Below are 19,839 nucleotides of genomic sequence, written 5' to 3' on the forward strand. Positions count from 1 at the left end.
GCGGGGCCCCCGCTTAACCCCGCCGGTTAAGCGGGGCCCCCGCCTAACGCGCAGGCGGGCCGGGCAGCGCCACCGTGACCCGGACCGGGAGGTGGTCGCTGGCCTCGGTGCGCGGGGCGCCCGCCTCGCCGGTCGTCAGGCCCGGCGAGACGAAGACGTGGTCGATCTGGGTGCGCGGCTCGTCCGCCGGGCTGGTCCACAGCGGCCGGGCCGCGGCCAGCGCGTCCGCCAGGCCGGCGCGGGTGAACTCGGCGAACGCCGCATCGTCCGGCTCGGTGTTCAGGTCGCCGCCGAGCACCAGCGGCCGGCCGGCCGCGTACCCGCGGGCGAACGCGGCCACCTCCCGGGCCTGCTCCACCGGGTCCCGACCGGGTGGCGGTTGCAGGTGGGTGGCGACCACGGCCAGCTCGCGACCGCCGAGGTCGAGCGTGACGCCGAGGGCCTGCGCGCCGGTCGGTGCGCCGTGCCCGGCCAGCGCGCGGCTCCGGGCGGAGCGCGCCGGAAAGCGGCTGAGCACCGCGTCGCCCCAGAGCGGGTCGGCGGCGGGCGCGAAGACGTACGGCATCCGCAGCAGGGCCGCCAACAGCGCCAGCGTGTCGTGGCCGCCGTTGAGCCACCAGCCCCGGTCGACCTCGCTGAGCAGCACCACGTCCGCCCCGCGCAGCACCCGGGCCACCGCGTCGAGGTCCAACCGGCCGTCCAGGCCGAAACCCATCCGGATGTTGTACGCGGCCACCCGGATCACGGCCGGTGGGCTCACCGGTCGCGGCGCGGGTGGCGGCGGGCGATGGAACAGCGGCCCGAACGCGGTCAGCAGCACCAGCGCGAAGGTGCTCCACCGCCGGGCCGGCTCGGACAGCGCCACCGGCGACCAGGGCGGCCCGGCCAGCGCCACCAGAACGACGAGGACCGCCGTGACGATCGGTACCCACCCGTTGGGGTACCCCAGGTCGTAGGCGGCGTAGTAGACCACCGTGGCCACCGCGAAGACCACCATCCCGACGGCCGCCGCGCGACCGCGCCGCTGCGCCGCCCGCGCTCCCGTGACCTGGTCGCCGGCCCCGGCCGCGTCGGTGAGCGCCAGGCAGCCCCCGAGTCCGGCGGCGGTGAGCAGGTACGCCGGCACGAGCCGCCCGGCCGCGAACAGCACCGCCCCGGCGAACACGGCGACCGGCCAGAGCACCCGCGCCAGCCGGGCAGGTGGCCGGTACAGGGCGGCCAGCAGGAACAGCGCGACTGCGAACGCGCCGAGCGGCGCGGCGCCGCCAGGCGCGTGGGACAGGCCGGGAAAGCCGGACGAGCCGGTGCCCGAGGCGGCGGCCCATACCGCCGGGGCGAGCGCGATCTGGTTGGCCAGCAACAGCGCCGGACCGCACAGCAACCACGCCCGACGCCCGTCCGTCGACGGCGGCGGTGCCGGGTCGGACCCGGACGACGCCGATGTCCCGGGCCGTTGCCACGACCCCAGCGCGGTGGCGGCCAGGAACGACAGCACCAGCAGGCAGCTCAGGGTCCAGCCGCTCGTCCCGCCGCGCCAGATCAGATCCTCGGTGCCGAGCAGGGCGTGCCCGGTTGCCTGTCCGGCCAGGCCGAGCGCCAGCCCGGGAACCGGCCGGTCCACAAGCGCCGCGGTGGCGGCGAGCCAGACCAGGCCGGCGAGCAGCCCGACACACGCGAGCCAGAGCTGCGCCGCGCCGCCCGGTCCGGCGGTCAGCGCCAGCCGGGCGGCGGCGAGCACGCCGGCCGCGGCGAGGCCGACCGGGCGGGCGCCGAGCCGGCGTACGAGGGTGGGCGCGGCCAGGGCGAGCACGAACCAGCCGAGCGCGAAGGCGCCCAACATCTCGGCGGGAGTTTCGGCGGCCCGGCCGAAGAGGGTGATGACCGACGGGAGCCAGACCCGCAGCACGTCCAGCAGAACCGCGACGCCCAGGGCGAGCGTGAGGGTGGAGAGGTGACGGTGCCGCACGGGCGCCTCTTCTCGTGACCGGCGGGGGTTTCGGCACGGCGATTCTGCGGGCCGGTGCGGCGGCCGGTCAACGCGTACCCACGCACGAGGGCGCCCACCGCGAACGGTGGGCGCCCTCGGGTGGGCCGTCCGGTCAGCGTCGGCTGGCGGCCTTCTTGGCCGGCGCCTTCTTCGCCGCCGTGGTCTTCTTGGCGGTTGCGGACTTCGCCGCGGTCGTCTTCTTGGCCGCGGTCGTCTTCTTCGCCGCGGTCGTCTTCTTCGCCGCGGTCGTCTTCTTGGCCGTGGCGGACTTCGCCGCGGTCGTCTTCTTCGCCGCCGCGGCCGTCTTGGTCGCGGCGGTCTTCTTGGCCGGCGCGGCCTTCTTGCTCGCGGTGGTCTTGGTGGCCTTCGCCGCCGTGGTCTTCTTGGCGGCCCCGGTGGTCTTCGCCGCCGTGGTCTTCTTCGCCGCCGTGGTCTTGGCGGCTCCGGTGGTCTTCTTCGCGGCGCTGGTGTCCTTCGGAACCTTGCCGCTGGCCACCATCTCCTTGAAGCCCGCACCCGCCCGGAAGGTCGGGACGGAGGTCTTCTTGACCTTCACCGCCTCGCCGGTCCGCGGGTTGCGAGCTGTTCGGGCCCCCCGAACGCGCTTCTCGAACGCTCCGAAACCGGTGATCGCCACCTTCTCGCCCTTGGTGACCGCCGCCTGGACCTCAGCGAGAACCGCGTCGAGCGCGGCCGTCGCCGTTTTCCGGTCCCCCAGGCGAACGGCGAGCGCCTCGATGAGCTCGGCCTTGTTCACGACTTCCTCCCGATTGTGCAACTGACTCGACGCGAGCCATTCTGCGCGCACCGTATGCCCTGTGCTGCCTGGACACAAACATTCGGTGGAAAAAACCCCTTGTGTCGCAACGGATTCGCCCCCACCGGCGGGCCGGTGGGGGCGAAATGGGGTCCGCGGTCAGGCGATCGAGGGCAGGAACGCCGGTCGGGTGGCCTCGTACGCGCCGATCTCCGCCTCGTGGCGGAGGGTGAGTCCAATGTCGTCCAAGCCCTCCATCAGACGCCACCGGCTGTGGTCGTCGAGCGGGAAGGTCCAGGTGGCGTCACCGGCGTGGACCTCGCGGGCGGTGAGGTCGACCGTGATGGGAGTGGTCGGTTCGGACTCCACCAGATCCCACAATTCCTCGACAGCTTTCAATTCCAGCTCCACCGGAAGGAGACCTTCCTTCAGGGCGTTGCCCCGGAAGATGTCACCGAAGCGGGGCGAGATCACCGCCCGGAAGCCCCAGTCCCGCAGCGCCCAGACGGCGTGCTCGCGGGACGAGCCGGTGCCGAACTCGGGACCGGCGACGAGAATCGACGCTCCCGAATAGGCGGGGTTGTTGAGCACGAATGACGGGTCCTCCCGCCACGCGTTGAAGAGCCCGTCGGCGAAACCCGTCCGGGTCACCCGCTTGAGGTACACCGCAGGGATGATCTGATCGGTGTCCACGTTGGACCGGCGCAGTGGCACGGCGGTGCCGGTGTGTGCGGTGAACTTGTCCATCTCGGCTGCCCTTCTACAGGTCGGCGGGGGCGGCCAGCCGGCCGACCACGGCGGTGGCGGCGGCGACCGGCGGGGACACCAGATGGGTACGCCCGCCCCGGCCCTGGCGGCCCTCGAAGTTTCGGTTGGAGGTCGAGGCCGAGCGCTCACCCGGCTTCAGCGTGTCGGGGTTCATGCCGAGGCACATCGAGCAGCCGGCGAACCGCCACTCGGCGCCCGCGTCGGTGAACACCTGGTCCAGCCCTTCGATCTCGGCCGCCTCCCGGACCGCGGCGGAGCCGGGGACCACGAGCATGCGTACGCCGTCGGCGACCCGGCGACCGCGCAGCACGTCGGCGGCGGCCCGCAGGTCCTCCAGCCGCCCGTTGGTGCAGGAGCCGACGAAGACCACGTCCACGGCGAGGTCACGCAGCGGCGTGCCCGGGGTGAGGTCCATGTATTCCAGCGCCCGGCGGGCGGCGACCCGCTCCGGCTCGGTGAGGAACTCCTCCGGGTCCGGCACGGTCGCGCCCAGCGGCACGCCCTGACCGGGGTTGGTGCCCCAGGTGACGAACGGGGTGATCCGACTCGCGTCCAGCGTGACCTCGGTGTCGAACGTCGCCCCCTCGTCGGTGGGCAGCGTCCGCCAGTGTTCGAGCGCCGCGTCCCAGTCGGCGCCCTGGGGCGCGTTGGGCCGCCCCTTCAGGTACGCGAACGTGGTCTCGTCCGGCGCGATCATGCCGGCCTTGGCGCCCCACTCGATGGACATGTTGGCGATCGTCATCCGCCCCTCCATGGAGAGGTCGCGGATCGCCTCACCCCGGTACTCGACGATGTGGCCGCGCCCGCCGCCGGTGCCCACCTGCGCGATCAGCGCGAGCACCAGGTCCTTGGCGGTGACGCCGGGCGCCAGCTCGCCGACGACGTTGACCGCCATGGTCTTCGGCCGGGCCTGCGGCAGCGTCTGGGTGGCGAGCACGTGCTCGACCTCGCTGGTGCCGATGCCGAACGCGAGCGCGCCGAACGCGCCGTGGGTGGCGGTGTGCGAGTCGCCGCAGACGATCGTCATGCCCGGCTGGGTGAGACCGAGCTGCGGGCCGATGACGTGCACGATTCCCTGGTTCTCGTCGCCCAGCGGGTGCAGCCGTACGCCGAACTCGGCGCAGTTGCGGCGCAGCGTCTCGATCTGGGTGCGGGAGGTGGGGTCCGCGATCGTGAGCAGGTCGCCGCGTCGGGCGCGGAACGCCGGGTCGTCGTACCCGGTCGGGGTGTTGTGGTCCTCGGTCGCGATCGTCAGGTCGGTCCGGCGGACGCCGCGGCCGGCCAGGCGCAGGCCGTCGAACGCCTGCGGGCTGGTGACCTCGTGCAGCAGGTGCAGGTCGATGAAGAGCAGGTCCGGCTCGCCGTCGGCGGCGCGGACCACGTGTGCGTCCCAGACCTTCTCGGCCAGGGTCCTCGGTTGAGTGACTCCCACCATCTGGACATCCTAAATTCTGGGAGGTAAATTTCGGCTTGTGGGACACAGTATGAGCGGTGTCGGCGTTCTCGACAAGGCGGTGGTCATCCTGGCCGCCTGTGTCGACGGCGCCAGCCTGGCCGAACTCGTTGAACGCACCAAGCTGCCCCGAGCCACCGCACACCGGTTGGCGCAGGCGCTGGAGATCCACCGGATGCTTGTCCGGGACACGCAGGGCCGATGGCGCCCGGGCCCACGCCTGGGCGAGCTGGCCAACGCGGCGCCGGACGTGCTGCTCACCGCGGCCGAGCCCCTGCTCTCCGCGCTGCGCGACGCCACCGGGGAGAGCGCCCAGCTCTACCTGCGCCGCGCCGACGAGCGCATCTGCGTGGCCGCCGCCGAGCGTGCCAGCGGCCTGCGGGACACCGTGCCCGTCGGCTCGGTGCTGCCGATGACGGCGGGTTCGGCGGCGCAGATCCTGCTCGCCTGGGAGCCACCGGAGGCGGTCATGCCGCTGCTCCCCCGGTCCAAGTTCACCGGCCGCACCCTCGCCGAGGTGCGCCGGCGCGGCTGGGCCCAGAGCGTGGCCGAGCGGGAGGCCGGTGTGGCGAGCGTCTCGGCCCCGATCCGGGACCGGACGGGCCGGGTGATCGCCGCGGTCAGCATCTCGGGCCCGATCGAGCGCCTCGGCCGCCGCCCCGGCGAACGCCACGCCATGGCCGTGGTCCGAGCCGGCCAACGCCTCTCCGGCCTCTGACCCGCCCACACCCCGCCCCACCCCCGCCTTCTCCCGCGTTGATCATGTAGTTGGCGGCAGTCAGGGAGATCAAAAATGCCGCCAACTTCATGATCAACACGGCGGGGGGCGGGGCCCGGGGGGGGGTGGGGAGAGCGGGGGAGGCGGACGGCCCGCCTCGCGGAGCGAGACGGGCCGTCCGATACGTAGCCCCGACCGGATTCGAACCGGCGCTACCGCCTTGAGAGGGCGGCGTCCTGGGCCACTAGACGACGGGGCCAGGCACTTTTCCTGCTTCACCAACCCTCGCGGGCGGTGCGGCAGTAGTCTAGCGGCACCAGGTTCAGCGCCGCCGTGGGGGGTCACCCCCGGCACCACGGACAAACAGAACAGCCCGCCCCGGAAAACGGGACGGGCTGACGGTGCTGTAGCCCCGACCGGATTCGAACCGGCGCTACCGCCTTGAGAGGGCGGCGTCCTGGGCCACTAGACGACGGGGCCAGAACTTTCGTGCACTCCGGCAGCGGCAACTGCCAGAATCCAGCGGCCGGGATCCTCACGAACCCGCGGCTGCGCTGGGGTACCAGGACTCGAACCTAGACTAACTGAACCAGAATCAGTCGGGCTGCCAATTACCCCATACCCCATTGGCCCCTTGCGGCGCCGGGAGTGAACTTTACCCTTCCCGTGCCGACAGGCCAAATCCAACCTCCCGAACCGCACCTGAGCTGCGAAAACGGGGCCATCGGACCGGATCAGGCGACCGGAACCACCGGGTTGCTGAGCTCCCCGATCCCCTCGATCCGCACCGTCACCGTATCCCCCTCGGTGAGCGGGCTAACCCCCGCCGGCGTGCCGGTGAGGACCACGTCGCCGGGAAGCAGCGTCATCACGTGAGAGATGTACGACACCAGGCCGGGCACGTCGAAGACCATGTCCTTGGTGCGGCCGAGCTGGCGTACCTCCATCTCCTCCGGGTTGCGACCCACCTCGCAGCGCACCTCCAGGTCACGGACGTCCAACCCGGTGGTGATCCACGGCCCGATCGGGCAGAACGAGTCGAAGCCCTTGGCCCGGGTCCACTGCCCGTCCGAGCGCTGGAGATCCCGCGCGGTCACGTCGTTGGCGCAGGTGTAACCGAAGATGGCCCGCTCGGCGGCGGCCCGGTCGGCGCGGCGCGCGCCGGGAGCGCCGATCACCACGGCGAGCTCCGCCTCGTGCTCGACCTGCTTCGAGAAGATCGGCAACCGGATCGCGTCCCGCGGGCCGATCACCGACGTGGACGGCTTGAGGAAGAGCAGCGGCTCCTTCGGCACCTCGCTGCCGTGCTCGGCGGCGTGCTCGGCATAGTTGCGGCCGACACACACCACCTTGCTGGGCAGGATCGGCGAGAGCAGCCGTACGTCGGAGAGCGCCCAGCGGGCGCCGGAGAACTGGATCTGCCCGAACGGGTGGCCCTCGATCTCGGCGATGGTCAGGCCCTGCGGCCCGGCCTCCATCTCGCCCTCGACGACCCCGAACGACATTCCCTTGGCATGAGCGAAACGAGCGATACGCACCCGGCCAATCTATCCCCGCCCGGCGGGCCGGCCGTCGGACACCGGCGGGTGACGCCCGGCACGATCGGAAAAGGGCGCGAGGGTACGCCGGATCCCGCCGGCCCGGGCGGGAATGGCGGCTTCGTACCCGCCCGGCAGGCCCCGGCCCATAGCTTCGGGACCGGAGGTTCGTTGGTATGCCTGCATCGAGACGACACCACAGGACCCTGGCAGTGCTGGTGAACTGCCTCGGCGTCATCGCCGCCGTGCCGGCGCTGACCCCGGCGGCGCTCCGGGCGACCGCCGCGCCCGTCCCGTCGGCTCCACCACCGGCCGTGGTGGCCGCACCCGCCCGGCCCGCCGCGGCGGCCACCCCGATCCCGACCGGCGTGCCGGCGGTGCCCCCGGCGGTGCCGACCACCGGCCCGGCGCCGGTGCAACCGTCGATGCCGCCGGTGAGCGTGGCCGTCGGCGCGGCCGGCACCCCGGCGCCGGGTTACCGGATCGAGGTCCGCAACGCCGGTACGGGCATGGTCGAGACGATGGTCCGGCAGGAGATGCCGGGCGGCGCCCGGGCAACCACGGTTACCGGCGGCGGGCGGGCCACCGGCACGGGCGGGGTGAGCGGCGGCGGCGCGATCGTCTGGCGACTGCGGCTGCCGGCGCGGAGCACCACCACGCTGCACACCGCGCTGGCGGTGACCGGTCCGGACACCGCGGTCACGGCTCCCGCCTGCGTCTACGGCACCGACGGCACCCGCCCGTACGACTGCGCCACGGCGACCTGGGTGGGCGCGGCCACGGCACCGACCGCGCCACAAGCGGCGGCCCCGGCCTGGCGCCGCCCGCCGGTGCTGCTGGCCGCGCTCACCGCGTTGCTGGTGCTGGCCGGCGGGGCGATCTGGTGGGCGGTCCGGCGACGCCGGCAGCGCACCGGCCCGGCGACGGCCACCGCCGCCACGTCCGGCGCAGGCCCGACCGGCGCAGGCCCGACCGGCGCAGGCCCGACCGGCGCAGGCCCGACCGGCGCAGGCCCGACCGGCGCAGGCCCGACCGGCCCGACCGGCGCGGTCGGTGCCCGGGGCGGTCCGGCCGACCGGGGCACCGTCTACCCGCGCCCGGCGCTTCCCACGCCCGCGTCCCGCCGCCGTCGGCCGCCGGTCTGGGTGGCGGTGGGCCTGGCGGCGGCGGTGCTGGCCGGCGTGGTGGGCGCGGCGGCGTGGAGCGCCACGCAGCGGGTCTCGGCGATGGACACCACCAAACAGCCGACGAGCGGCGCGTGGGTGGGCAGCAGCGTCACCGGGACGATGGGCGTGTCGCTGCGGGAGACCGCGTTCGAGTTCACCGTCTACCGGATGAGCTGCGGCACGGGTGTCGTGCCGACCGCTCCGGGCGGTGGGCGGCCCTGCCTGGCCACGGTGGGCGTGCGCAACGTCACGTCCGAGCAGCAGACGTGGCACGGGCAGTTGCAGCGCGCGTACCTGCCGAGCGGCAACTGGGTGGCCGCCGACGAGGACGCCACCCGGGTCGCGAACCTGGGCCGGGACGTGTTCGCCCAACCGGTGGCCGCCGGCCGGCGGGTGCTGCTGCCGCTCGTGTTCACCGTGCCCGGGACGCAACCGCCGAAGCAGTTGGAGCTGCGTAGCGGCGTGTTCTCCGCCGGTGTGCGGGTGGACGTGGACTGATCGGGGGCCGGGCGGCGGTGCGTACCCTGGGTTCGTGACCGCCGCCCTCGCCCCCGCCGTGCTCGACGCGGCCGACTGGCGGGCCCGCCGGCGCGACCACGAGCGGCGGGCGGACGCCTGGCTGGCGCCGCACCTGGCCCGCCGCCGCACCGGCGGACGGCACCCGGTGGAGGACTTCCTCTTCACCTACTACTCGCACCGCCCGGCCCAGCTCCGCCGCTGGCATCCGGGCGCGGGCGTGACGCTGCGCGACGCCGACCCGGCGGAGTTCGGCCCGGACTACACCGCCGGCGCCGCCGGGCTCACCCTCGACACCGATCGGGTACGCGCACGTCGCGCCGAGTCGATCGGCTGGATCCGTACGCTGCTGGCCGCCACCGCCGGCCGGCCGGCGCAGTTCGGCTGCTTCGGCATGCACGAGTGGGCGATGGTCTACCGGCAGAACCAGGAGCAGGTGCGGCACAACGCCTGGCCGCTGCGGCTGGGTCCGGAGGCGACCGCGGCGGTGGTCGAGGAGCGGGGCGTCCGGTGCAGCCACTTCGACGCGTTCCGCTTCTTCACCGCGCCGGCCCGGCCGCTCAACGTGCTCCAGCCGACCCGGGAGCGCCAGCACGAGTTGGAGCAGCCGGGCTGTCTGCACGCCAATATGGACCTCTACAAGTGGTCGTACAAGCTCTCCCCGCTGGTGCCGTCGGAGCTGGTGGCGGACGCGTTCGCGCTGGCCCGGGAGATCCGGACCCTGGACATGCGGGCGAGCCCCTACGATCTGGCCGACCTGGGCCACCCGCCGGTGCGGGTGGAGACGCCGGAGGGCCGGGCCGAGTACGCCACCGCCCAGCGCGGGTTCGCCGAGCGGGCCGCCGTGTTGCGGGCCCGCCTGCTGGCCGCGCTGGACCGGTCCGATCAGACCTGACGCCCGTCCGGCCGGACGCGCCGAGACCGAGCCGGCCGACCCCGCCGAGGCGGAGCCGGCCGGACGCGCGCGGTCAGCCGAGGGTGCAGACCGGCGTCGGCGGCGGGTTGGGGACCGCGCCGGTGGCCAGGAAGCCGAACGTCGCCTCGGCGCCCGGGGCGAGCGCGCCGTTGTAGCTCGCGCTGCGGGCGACCACCGCCGCCCCGGCCTGCGCCACCTGGGCGTTCCATGCCTGGTTGAGCTGCTGGTCGCCGGGGAACGAAAAGCGGACCACCCAGGACGGGATCGCCACCCCGCCGGTGTTGCGGACGGTCACCTCGGCCTGGAAGCCGCCCGGCCACTGCCCCACGGTGCGCCAGGTGGCCGTGCAGCCGCCCATGGTGCGGGTCGGGGACGGGTAGTCGGTCGGGTGCGGTGGGCCGGTCGGGCTCCAGGTCGGTGACGGGGTGAGCGTGGGCGACGGGCTGTCGGTCGGGTTCGGCGGACCGGTGGGCGTCGGGCTCGGCCGGCGCAGCGCGGCGGTCAGCGCCGGATACCACCTGTCGGACATCTTCTGGTCACCGGCGGCGTTGGGGTGCACCCCGTCGTACGTGTCGGTGGCGGTGCTGAAGCCGGTCCACTGGTCCACCACCACGATCGGCGAGGCGGCGGTGGTCTTCCCCGCCGCCCAGCCGTCGATGGCGGCGTTGAGCGCGACGGTCCGCTGCCCGCACTCGGCGCAGCTCGCCGGGTTCATCGGGATGATCTTTGCGACCAGCACGGTGGTGGCCGGGTTGGCGGCCCGCATCTGGTCCACCAACTTCGAGTACGCGGCCAGGATCGTGCTCGGCGCGATGTTGCTCCACACGTCGTTGGTGCCGAGGTGCATCAGCACCACGTCCGGGTGGGTGGCGGCGAGCCAGCCGGGCAGCAGGTTCTGGTTGGCGATGTTCGTCGCCAGGTAGCCGCCGTGGCCCTCGTTGTCGCCGTCGTAGGGCGTGCCGCAGCCCTGCGGGCCGAGCGTGCCGACGAAGTCGACGTCGGTGTAGCCGGTGGACTGGAGGCGGTTCCAGAGCACGGCGCGCCAGCAGCCGGGCGATCCGGTGATGGAGTCGCCGAGCGGCATGACACGGATCGGGGCGACGGCCGCGGCGGCCGGCACGGTGGCAGAGGTGAGGGCGAGGCCGAGGCCGAGGACGGGCAGCAGCGCGGCGAGCGCGGTCAGCGCGGCGCGCAGGCGGTTTCGGGACATGCGGTGGGGACTCCTGTCACGTGACGGATCAACGGTGACGGCCCTGACGCTCCCGTACGCATTGAAGCGCTTCGACGCCCGCGACTCAACCCTCCGGGCGGCCCCGATGTCGGGTCCACTCGGGCGCGAGGATCGACACGGTCAGTCGCCGTCCACCCGGCGGTCACGCTTGCGCTGGGACTGGCGCTTCTTCTCAGCGAGGCGGCGCTCCTTGGCGCCCCGGGACGGTCGGGTCGGCCGGCGTGCCTTCGGCGGCGGGGCGACCGCCTCGCGCAGCAGCGCGGCCATCCGCTCCCGGGCCGCCTCCCGGTTGGCCAGTTGCGCGCGGTGCTCGCTCGCGGCCACCGTCAGCACGCCGTCGACGAGCCGGCCGGCGAGCCGGCCCAGGGCCCGTTCCCGCAGCGCCTCCGGCACGCTCGGCGAGCCGGCCAGGTCGAAGCTCAGCTCCACCCGCGAGTCGGTGGTGTTGACGCCCTGCCCGCCCGGCCCGGAGGACCGGGAGAACCGCTCCCGCAGCTCGGCGGCCGGCACCACGAGCCGGTCGGTCACCCGCAGTCCGTCGTCCACGCCCCGAGGCTAGCGTCCCGGACGGTGACTCGTGGTGGCGGTCGGGGTGGGACTGGCCCGTTCCTCGCCGGAGCCGGACGCCGCGTACGCGGCGGCGCCGACCAGCAGCAGGGCGATCACGGCGGCCTTGACGGCCACGCCCCGGATCGCGGCCCACGCGTTGCGCCGCGCGCCCGGCACGCTGGTCCGGACCGTCTGATAGTCCTTCCAGCCACGCTTGGCGCGGGCGTACGACGCGCCGACTCCGGCGCCGATGACCAGGCCCACCAGCAGGAGGGCCGCGATGACAGCTTGCTCCACCTCCGCCAGTATCCATACTCAGCGTAATATTTCCATGGTCCGATGCTCCCAGGCCGGATATCCGACAGTTCCGGCTTGTCGGCGCAGGTCAGCCGCCCCGGCCGATGATGGTGTCGGCGGTGTGCTGCACCTGGTCGATCGGGATGGCGAAGCCGATGCCGATCGAGCCGGTCCCGTCGATGGTGGCGATGGCGGTGTTCACCCCGACCACCTCACCGCGCGCGTTCACCAGCGGCCCGCCGGAGTTGCCCGGGTTGATGGGGGCGTCGGTCTGCACCGCGGTGTGCCTGCCGTTGCCGATCCGGACCTGCCGGTTGAGCGCGCTGACGATGCCGGCGGTGACCGTGCCGGAGAGCCCCAGCGGGGAACCGACCGCGAGCACCGGCTCACCCACCCGGGTCGCGTTCGCCTTGGCCAGCGGCAGCGGTGGCAGCCCGGCCGACGCGGGCACCTTGAGCACCGCCAGGTCACTGTCCGGCGCCCGGCCCACCACCTCGGCGGTGAACCGCCGCCCGTCCGAGGTCTCCACCGTGACCGGGCCGGAGCCGCCCCGGGCCAGGATGTGGTCGTTGGTGACGATGTGCTGCTCGTTGTCGATGGCGAAGCCGGAACCGGACGCCCCCGCGCCGGACCGTCCCCCGACCGTCACCGAGACCACCCCCGGCACCGTCTTTCCGGCGGCGGTGACCAGCTCGGCCGGCACCGGCGCGGCGGCCGCCGCCGACGGGCCCGGCGCGCCCCGGTCGGCCGCCCAGGTGCCGGCCGCCGCGCCGGAGACGGTGGAGAGCGCCACCACCGCCGCCACGCTGAGCAACCGGCCGCGCCAGCTCGGTCGTCCCGCCGGCCCGCCCGATCCGGGTACGTCGGACCAGCCGCGCCCGTCCGGGCCCAGCTCGGGCGAGACGAACCACGGGCCGCGCGGCTCGCCGAGTCCGGTCTGCACTGCCATGCCTGGCTCCTCAGTTGTCGTGGGTCGTCCGCCCCGGGTGTGCGGTCAGGGCAGTCGGGAGAACCACCGCAGCGATCCGGCGGCGGCGCCCATGGCCAGGACCAGCCCGAAGCCGATGAAGCGGGCTGAGATGTCCTGCCGTTGCGTGCGGTAGCCGACCGAGGTGCCGATGTCCTCGTAGACGTCCTTCAGCTCGCGGCTCGTCGACGCCTCGTGGAAGCCGCCGCCGGTCGCCTCCGCGACCGCCTTGAGCGTCTGCCCGTCCACCGGCACCTGGATCGCCCGGCCACCCCGGTCCACCGATCCGCCGGGCGTGCCGAACGAGATGGTGTGCACCGGGACCTTCGCCGCCACCGCCTGGTCGGCTGCCTCCATCGGGTCCGCCCCGGAGGTGTTCGCGCCGTCCGACAGGATGATGATCCGGGCCGGCGGCGGATTCTTCGCGGCCGAGGCGTCCAGGCTCTTCACCGCGCCCAGCGAGGTGCTGATCGCCTCGCCGATGGCGGTGCCCTGCACGCCGGTGATCCCCTCGGCGAGCCGCTCGATCCCCTCGTGCAGGGCCTCGCGGTCGGTGCTCGGCGGCACCAGCACCGCGGCGCTGCCGGCGAACGCCACCAGGCCCACGTTGAACTCGTCCGGCAACCCGTCGACGAACTTCCGGCCGGCTTCCTTGGCGGCGGTCAGCCGGTCCGGGTCCACGTCGCTCGCGAGCATCGAGGTGGAGACGTCCACCGCGACCATCACGGTGGCCCGTTCCCGGGGCACCCGCACCTCCGCTTCGGGCCGGGCGAATCCGACCACGAGCAGCGCCAGCATGGCCAGGAAGAGTCCCGCCGGGACGTGCCGCCGCCACGCCGGCCGGCGCGGCGCCACCCGGTCCAGCAGGCGCAGGTTGGTGAAGCGGACCGCGTACCGGCTCTGCCGGCGCTGGAGCACCAGGTAGCCGGCGACGAGCGCGGCGACCGCGAGCAGCAGCCAGAGGCGGGCGGGCGACTGCCAGCTCACGCGGCACCTCCACGGGCGGCGGCCGGCACGGTGGCCAGCCGGCGCTGCTCGTGCACGTGCCGGACGACGTCCGCGCACCAGTCCCGGTCGGTGCGCAGCGCCAGGTGGGTCGCGCCGGCCCGCCGCAGGGTACGGCGCACCTGGTCGCGCTGGGCGGCGGCGGCCCGCGCGTACCGCTCGCGCAGCGCCGGGTCACCGGTCCACACCTCGCGGTGGCGCCCGCTCTCCGGGTCGACCAGGGTGATCAGCCCCACGTCGGGCAGCTCCAGCTCGCGCGGGTCGGTCACCTCCACGGCGAGCACCTGGTGCCGCGCTCCCAGCCGGCGCAACGCGACCGCCCAGGGCGGCGCCGCGTCCGGGTCGTCGGGCAGCTCGTCGAGGAAGTCGGAGACGACCACCACCAGCCCCCGCCGGGTGGCCACCCGCTGGAGCCCGGCCAGGCCGTCGGCCAGGCCCGGGGCCGCGGTCCCGCCACGGTCGCCGGCCCGGCCCGTTGCGCCCGGCTCCGGCCGATCGCCGGTACGCGGGGCGCCGAGCAACGCACGGAGCAGGCCGAGCAGATGGGTACGCCCGCTGCGGGCCGGGAACCGGCGCAGCCCGTCCGGGGTGAGCACCTGGGCGCCGAGCCGGTTGCCCACTCCGGCGGTGAGGAAGCCGACGCAGGCCACCGCCGCCACCGCCAGTTCCCGCTTGTCCAGGGTGGACGTGCCGTACTCCATGCTCGGGCTGGCGTCGACGAGCAGCCAGGTGGTCAGCTCCCGGTCGGCGTCGACCTCCCGCACGTGCGGGACCGTGGTCCGGGCGGTGACCGCCCAGTCCATCCGGCGTACCTCGTCCTCGCCGGGGCGGTATTCGCGGCTGCCCGCCGCCTCGCTGCCGGGCCCGGGCAGCAGGCCCCGGTAGCGGCCGTGCAGCAGGCCGTCGAGCCGCCGGGTCACCGTCAGCTCCAACCGGCGCAGCCGCTCGTCGGGGGCGAGGTCGGCGAGCCGCGGATCGGCGCCGCCGAGGTCGTCGCGGCGGGCGCCGGCCGAACTGGGGACGGCTCCGGCGTACGCGGCCGGATCGGGCCGGGTGGACGCGACCGAGCCGGGCCGGGCGGGCCCGACCGGATCGGGCCGGGCGGGCGTGGGGACGGCCCGGCGGGTCATGCCGCCGCCAGGTCCGGCGTCGACGCCGCAGGCCCGGTCACCAGCCGGGGCGGGGGCACGGCCTCGACCAGGCGGCGCACCACCTCCTCGCCGGAGACGCCGTCGGCCACCGCGTCGAAGGAGAGCACCAGCCGATGGGCCAGCACGTCCACCGCCAGTTCCCGGATGTCCTCCGGCAGCACGTAGTCCCGTCCGCGGATCAGCGCCTGCGCGCGGGCGGCGGCCACCAGGCCGAGCGTGGCCCGGGGACTGGCCCCGTACGCCAGCAGCGGCGCGACGTCGGGCAGGCCGAAGCGTCTCGGGTCGCGGGTGGCGAGGATGAGGCGGACCACGTACTCGGCGAGCGCGTGGTGGACGAAGACGTCGGCGGCGCGGCGTTGGAGTTCGCGCAGCCGGGCCGGGTCGAGCACCGGCCGCGCGGTGGGGCGCTCGGCGCTCATCCGGTAGAGGATGGCCAGTTCGTCGGCGTCGCTCGGGTAGTCGACCACGACCTTCATCAGGAACCGGTCGCGTTGCGCCTCGGGCAGCTGGTAGACGCCCTCCGACTCGATCGGGTTCTGGGTGGCCAGCACCAGGAACGGGTCGGGCACGGGCCAGCTCCGCCCGGCGATGGAGACCTGCCGTTCGGCCATCGCCTCCAGCAGCGCCGACTGCACCTTGGCCGGGGCCCGGTTGATCTCGTCGGCGAGCACCAGGTTCGCCATGATCGGCCCCAGCTCCACGTCGAACGCCTCGGTGGACGCCCGGTAGATCCGGGTGCCGACGATGTCCGACGGGACCAGGTCGGGGGTGAACTGGATCCGGGAGAACGTGCCGCCGACGACTGTGGCGAGCGTCTGCGCGGCAAGCGTCTTGGCCACCCCCGGTACGCCCTCCAGCAGACAGTGGCCGTCGGCGATCAGGGCGGTGAGCAGGCGGTCGACGAGTCGATCCTGCCCGACGATCACGCGTTTGACCTCGAAGAGGGTCTGGTCCAGCTCGACGCCGCTCGCGTCCGCATCGACCGGGCTGGGCACGCTGGCCAGGGTGTCCGAGATGTCCGTCACGGTGCTTGCTTCCCGTGCCGGACCGGGAACAAACGTCGGATTATCGGCCCCACTGCCACCCGGGGCAGGCCGGACCGGGAGAAGTTCCCCGACCGGGCGGCAACGACGCGAACCGGGGAGGCGCGGGCCGGACCGGGACGGAACACGACACCGACCCCCACCGTGGCGGGGGTCGGTGCGCGGCGGAGCGGATCAGCTCGTGACCACGATGTGGAAGCCTCGCGGCGAGGGCGAACCCCCGGAGGTGCGGGTCTGCACGAAGACCGCGTTCGGGGTCAGCAGGCGCGGCGCCACGGAGATCTCACCGGCGGGCGGGACGTTCGCCGAGTCGTTGGTGCCGATCGTCGCCACGTACGCCTTGTGGCTCACGTCGTAGTCGAGCAGCACCTGGTACTGCCCCGGCCACACGCCCGGCCCGAGCGGGAACCGGAACGAGGACACCACGTTGCCGGAGTGCTGCAACAGCGTCCCGGTGGACGACACCACCGCCCAGGCGACCTGGCCGGAGGCCGGCGGCGCCAGGGTGGCCCGCATGGCGGTCCGGGCAGCCTGCTTCTCGGCGGCGCTGACCGTCGGCTGCTGCCCGGCCGCCCGGGCCGCCTGGCCCGCCCTCGACTCGGGCTGGGCGGCGACCGCGATCCCGCCGCCGGCCACGGTAAGGGCCAGCGCAGCAAGCGCCACCACCGTCGCCTTGCGTTTGAAGAATGTAGCCATGACAGATCCCCCTCGGTTGACCGTGGCGATACGGCGGATGCGCGAAATTGCGGATCATCGGGTATCCGAATTCCGGTCGCACCGCTGCTGAGCTGGTATTACACGGCAAGTTGAGATGGCTCAACCAGGTGGAACCTAACACCGGAAAATGGGGCGGTCAATAGTGGATATCGCGTGTCCAGCACCCGTAAAAAACTCGACATAAATTGCGAGTGAGTAGCGCTCGACCATTCACGAAATTGGTTCACGGGCATCGCCCGCGGGCCCTTCGTCGGTAGCCTCACCGTCGTGTTCACGCGTGATGATTCCCCGCGCCGGGGTGGCCGGTGGGCGACGGTGGCCTGCTGGTCGACGGTCGTGCCGGTGGCCGCCTGGGCGGTGCTGCGGCTGGCCGGGCTGGAGCGTGGCCCGCTGGTGCTGACGACCGCGTTCACGCCGTACGTCGCCGCCGTGGCGCCGGTCGCGGCGGTGCTGGCGCTCGCGCTGCGACGCCGCGCGCCCGCGGTGGTCGCGGCGCTTGCCGCGCTGGCGCTCGTCGGCGTGGTGGCGCCGCGGGCGGTCGCCGACGACCGGCCGCCGGCCGACGGCCCGACGCTGCGGCTGCTCACCGCGAACCTGCGGCTGGGCTCGGCCGACCCGGCGGCGCTCGTGGCGCTGGTCCGCGCGCAGCGGGTGGACGTGCTCACCGTGCAGGAACTCACCCCGCAGCTCGCCGCTGACCTGGACCGGCTCGGCCTGGCCACCCTGCTGCCGCACCGGTCGTTGAGCCCGGAGGTGGGCTCCACCGGCTCCGGCCTGTACGCCCGCCATCCGCTGCGTGACCCCGGTCACCGGCGTCACCGGCGATGGTTCCTCACCCAGGCGTACGCGACCGTGACGGTGCCGGGAGCGCCGCCCCTGCGGGTGGAGTCGGCGCACCCGGGCGCGCCGTACACCCTGGACGCGGTGCCGAAGTGGTGGACCGACCAGCGCGCCCAGCCGCCGGCCACCCCGACCGCCGGGCTCAGCGTGCTGGCCGGCGACTTCAACGCCACGCTCGACCACGCCACGATGCGCCGTCTGATCGCGACCGGCTACACCGACGCCGCCGACGCGGTCGGGGCCGGGCTCGCCGGCACCTGGGGCCCGTACGGCGGGGATCCGATCCCGCCGGTCACCATCGACCACGTGCTCGTCGACAGGCGCATCGCGGTCCTTGCCGTCGGCACCCGGCCGGTGCCCGGCAGCGACCACCGGGCGCTGCTGGCCGAGCTGCGCCTGCCGGCGGCGTGAGGGCGACGGGTGTTAAGCGGGGCCCCTTCCTCTACCGGAGGCGTTAAGCGGGGCCCCCGCCTTACTGAGGCCGTAGGTGAGCGCGTCGACGAGCGCGTGCCAGCTCGCCTCCACCACGTTGGGGTGCACGCCGACCGTGGTCCAGTCCCGGCCGACGCCGGCGGTCTCCACAAGCACCCGGGTCACCGCGCCGGTGCCGTGGCTGCCCTCCAGGATGCGCACCTTGTAGTCGGCCAGCTCGAACTCGCGCAGCTCCGGGTAGTGCCGGGACAGCCCGACCCGCAGCGCCTCGTCGAGCGCGTTGACCGGGCCGTTGCCCTCGGCGGTGGCGATCACCCGCTCGCCGCGTACCCGGATCTTGACGGTCGCCTCGGAGACCACCGCGCCGTCCTCGCGGTGCTCGACAAGCACCCGGTACGACTCCAGCGCGAACGGCCGGGCCGGCGCGGCGTCCGGCAGCTCCGAGCGGACCAGCAGCTCGAACGAGGCGTCGGCGGCCTCGAACGACCAGCCGCCGGCCTCCAGCTCCTTGACCCGCCCGGTGACCCGGGACAGGGCGTCCGGATGGGCGGCCAGGTCCAGCCCGAGCTCGCGACTCTTGAGCTCGATGCTGGCCCGGCCGGCCATCTCGGTCACCAGGATCCGCATGTCGTTGCCCACCACCGACGGGTCCACGTGGTTGTAGAGCAACGGGTCGACCTTGATCGCGCTGGCGTGCAGCCCCGCCTTGTGGGCGAAGGCGGCGGCCCCGACGTAGGCCTGGTGGGTGTCGGGGGCGATGTTGGCGATCTCGGCGATGGCGTGCGAGACCCGCACCATCTGTTCCAGGCAGCCCTCCGGTAGGACGGGCATGCCGAGCTTGAGCTGGAGGTTCGCGACGATCGCGAAGATGTCGGCGTTGCCGGGGCGCTCGCCGTACCCGTTCGCGGTGCCCTGCACGTGCCGCACGCCGGCCTCGACCGCGGCGATGGTGTTGGCCACCGCGCAGGCGGTGTCGTTCTGGGCGTGCATGCCGAGCCGCTCCGGCGCGACCCCGGTCCGCCCGACCAGGTCGGCGATCACGGCGGTGACCTGGGAGGGCAGCATGCCGCCGTTGGTGTCGCAGAGCACGAACCGCTCGGCGCCGGCAGCCAGCGCGGCCTCCGCCACGGCGGCGGTGTAGCCCGGGTCGTGCCGGAAGCCGTCGAAGGTGTGCTCGCCGTCGACGAAGACGCGCCGTCCCTGCGACACCAGGTAGGCCACGGTGTCCCGCACCATCGCGAGGTTCTCCTCGGCGGTGGTGCGCAGCGCCCGCTCGACGTGCCGCAGGTCCGCCTTGGCGACGAGCGCCACCGCCGGGGTCTGCGCGTCGAGCAGCCCACGCACCTGCGGGTCGTCCTCGACCGCCAGGCCGGCCTTGCGGGTGGCGCCGAACGCGACCAGGATCGCGTGCCGCAGCTTCAGCTCGGTGCGCGCCCGGTGGAAGAACTCGGTGTCCTTGGGCACCGCGCCCGGCCAACCGCCCTCGATGAAGCCGACCCCGAGGTCGTCGAGCAGGCGGGCCACCGCCAGCTTGTCGACCACCGAGTAGCTGAGCCCTTCGCGCTGGGCGCCGTCGCGCAGCGTCGTGTCGTACACCTGGAAGGTCATCGGAGTCCTCTTCTCGTGCCTGGGGAGAGCAACAAAAAGACCCCCCGCGAATGCGGGAGGTCGGCGCGCTCGGCGAGGGGAAAGGCCGGCGCGCTAGCTGCTAATGATCAGGACGGAGCTGGTCACGATCGGTACTCTGCCACCTCCGCCGGGTTTTGGGAGTCGTAATCCACATTCCGG

At 73.9% G+C, this 19,839-nt stretch carries 18 protein-coding genes and 3 tRNA genes; 4 read left to right on the forward strand and 17 right to left on the reverse strand.

The annotated features are described in order from the left end of the window. Nucleotides 1-43: 43 nt before the first annotated feature. The 4 genes from O7602_RS21980 to leuC form a co-directional block, all read right to left on the reverse strand. Entirely contained in the window at nucleotides 44-1,966 is a 1,923-nt protein-coding gene (locus tag O7602_RS21980; protein WP_281584506.1) for an endonuclease/exonuclease/phosphatase family protein, read from the reverse strand. Between the two features lie 133 nt (nucleotides 1,967-2,099). Then, nucleotides 2,100-2,744, reverse strand: coding sequence for an HU family DNA-binding protein (locus tag O7602_RS21985; protein WP_348651339.1), 645 nt, complete (start codon nucleotides 2,742-2,744; stop codon nucleotides 2,100-2,102). Between the two features lie 159 nt (nucleotides 2,745-2,903). Beyond that, nucleotides 2,904-3,491: a 3-isopropylmalate dehydratase small subunit gene (gene leuD / locus O7602_RS21990; RefSeq protein ID WP_281584507.1), complete on the reverse strand. Its 588-nt coding sequence runs from the start codon at nucleotides 3,489-3,491 to the stop codon at nucleotides 2,904-2,906. 13 nt (nucleotides 3,492-3,504) lie between these two features. Further along, on the reverse strand, nucleotides 3,505-4,947 hold the full coding sequence (gene leuC / locus O7602_RS21995; protein ID WP_281584508.1) for a 3-isopropylmalate dehydratase large subunit: 1,443 nt from the start codon (nucleotides 4,945-4,947) through the stop codon (nucleotides 3,505-3,507). Between the two features lie 49 nt (nucleotides 4,948-4,996). Between leuC and O7602_RS22000 the strand changes: the two genes are divergently transcribed. After that, complete coding sequence (locus O7602_RS22000) at nucleotides 4,997-5,683, forward strand: IclR family transcriptional regulator (protein WP_281584509.1); 687 nt, start codon at nucleotides 4,997-4,999, stop codon at nucleotides 5,681-5,683. Nucleotides 5,684-5,869: 186 nt separating this feature from the next. Here the strand turns inward: O7602_RS22000 and O7602_RS22005 are convergent. The 4 genes from O7602_RS22005 to O7602_RS22020 all read right to left on the reverse strand — a co-directional run bounded on the left by O7602_RS22005 (nucleotide 5,870) and on the right by O7602_RS22020 (nucleotide 7,221). Continuing rightward, nucleotides 5,870-5,942 (reverse strand) — tRNA-Glu (locus O7602_RS22005). Between the two features lie 148 nt (nucleotides 5,943-6,090). Further along, nucleotides 6,091-6,163: transfer RNA gene (locus O7602_RS22010), tRNA-Glu, on the reverse strand. 74 nt (nucleotides 6,164-6,237) lie between these two features. Further along, nucleotides 6,238-6,309: transfer RNA gene (locus tag O7602_RS22015), tRNA-Gln, on the reverse strand. Nucleotides 6,310-6,417: 108 nt separating this feature from the next. Then, entirely contained in the window at nucleotides 6,418-7,221 is an 804-nt protein-coding gene (locus tag O7602_RS22020; RefSeq protein ID WP_281584510.1) for a fumarylacetoacetate hydrolase family protein, read from the reverse strand. 212 nt (nucleotides 7,222-7,433) lie between these two features. Here O7602_RS22020 and O7602_RS22025 point away from each other — a divergent pair, with 212 nt between their 5' ends. Both O7602_RS22025 and O7602_RS22030 read left to right on the forward strand, forming a co-directional pair. Then, nucleotides 7,434-8,885, forward strand: a complete 1,452-nt coding sequence (locus O7602_RS22025) for a hypothetical protein (protein ID WP_348651294.1) — start codon at nucleotides 7,434-7,436, stop codon at nucleotides 8,883-8,885. A 34-nt stretch (nucleotides 8,886-8,919) separates the two neighbouring features. Continuing rightward, nucleotides 8,920-9,798 carry a 3-methyladenine DNA glycosylase gene (locus O7602_RS22030; RefSeq protein ID WP_281584512.1) on the forward strand — a complete coding sequence of 293 codons (879 nt, stop codon included), beginning with the start codon at nucleotides 8,920-8,922 and terminating at the stop codon, nucleotides 9,796-9,798. Between the two features lie 73 nt (nucleotides 9,799-9,871). On the opposite strand, the gene O7602_RS22035 is transcribed toward O7602_RS22030, so the two are convergent. The 8 genes from O7602_RS22035 to O7602_RS22070 all read right to left on the reverse strand — a co-directional run bounded on the left by O7602_RS22035 (nucleotide 9,872) and on the right by O7602_RS22070 (nucleotide 16,758). Further along, entirely contained in the window at nucleotides 9,872-11,029 is a 1,158-nt protein-coding gene (locus O7602_RS22035) for a cellulose binding domain-containing protein (RefSeq protein WP_281584513.1), read from the reverse strand. Nucleotides 11,030-11,170: 141 nt separating this feature from the next. Further along, a complete protein-coding gene (arfB, locus tag O7602_RS22040) occupies nucleotides 11,171-11,596 on the reverse strand; it encodes an alternative ribosome rescue aminoacyl-tRNA hydrolase ArfB (RefSeq protein WP_281584514.1) in 426 nt (141 codons plus the stop codon). 9 nt (nucleotides 11,597-11,605) lie between these two features. After that, a complete protein-coding gene (locus tag O7602_RS22045) occupies nucleotides 11,606-11,896 on the reverse strand; it encodes a hypothetical protein (protein ID WP_281584515.1) in 291 nt (96 codons plus the stop codon). A gap of 88 nt (nucleotides 11,897-11,984) precedes the next feature. Further along, the gene (locus O7602_RS22050) at nucleotides 11,985-12,845 is read right to left on the reverse strand and encodes a trypsin-like peptidase domain-containing protein (RefSeq protein ID WP_281584516.1); all 861 of its coding nucleotides are present in this window, start codon (nucleotides 12,843-12,845) and stop codon (nucleotides 11,985-11,987) included. A gap of 45 nt (nucleotides 12,846-12,890) precedes the next feature. Beyond that, nucleotides 12,891-13,850: a VWA domain-containing protein gene (locus O7602_RS22055; RefSeq protein ID WP_281584517.1), complete on the reverse strand. Its 960-nt coding sequence runs from the start codon at nucleotides 13,848-13,850 to the stop codon at nucleotides 12,891-12,893. Next, nucleotides 13,847-14,998: a DUF58 domain-containing protein gene (locus tag O7602_RS22060; protein ID WP_281584518.1), complete on the reverse strand. Its 1,152-nt coding sequence runs from the start codon at nucleotides 14,996-14,998 to the stop codon at nucleotides 13,847-13,849. Before O7602_RS22060 ends, O7602_RS22055 begins: the two co-directional genes overlap by 4 nt. Next, nucleotides 14,995-16,044, reverse strand: coding sequence for a MoxR family ATPase (locus O7602_RS22065; protein ID WP_281584519.1), 1,050 nt, complete (start codon nucleotides 16,042-16,044; stop codon nucleotides 14,995-14,997). Before O7602_RS22065 ends, O7602_RS22060 begins: the two co-directional genes overlap by 4 nt. Before the next feature lie 192 nt (nucleotides 16,045-16,236). Then, nucleotides 16,237-16,758 carry a hypothetical protein gene (locus O7602_RS22070; RefSeq protein WP_281584520.1) on the reverse strand — a complete coding sequence of 174 codons (522 nt, stop codon included), beginning with the start codon at nucleotides 16,756-16,758 and terminating at the stop codon, nucleotides 16,237-16,239. A 336-nt stretch (nucleotides 16,759-17,094) separates the two neighbouring features. Here O7602_RS22070 and O7602_RS22075 point away from each other — a divergent pair, with 336 nt between their 5' ends. Then, a complete protein-coding gene (locus O7602_RS22075) occupies nucleotides 17,095-18,030 on the forward strand; it encodes an endonuclease/exonuclease/phosphatase family protein (protein WP_281590464.1) in 936 nt (311 codons plus the stop codon). A 12-nt stretch (nucleotides 18,031-18,042) separates the two neighbouring features. On the opposite strand, the gene cimA is transcribed toward O7602_RS22075, so the two are convergent. Beyond that, nucleotides 18,043-19,659: a citramalate synthase gene (cimA, locus tag O7602_RS22080; protein ID WP_281584521.1), complete on the reverse strand. Its 1,617-nt coding sequence runs from the start codon at nucleotides 19,657-19,659 to the stop codon at nucleotides 18,043-18,045. Nucleotides 19,660-19,839 lie beyond the last annotated feature (180 nt).

This window comes from Micromonospora sp. WMMD1128 (assembly GCF_027497235.1).
Taxonomy (GTDB): Bacteria; Actinomycetota; Actinomycetes; order Mycobacteriales; family Micromonosporaceae; genus Micromonospora.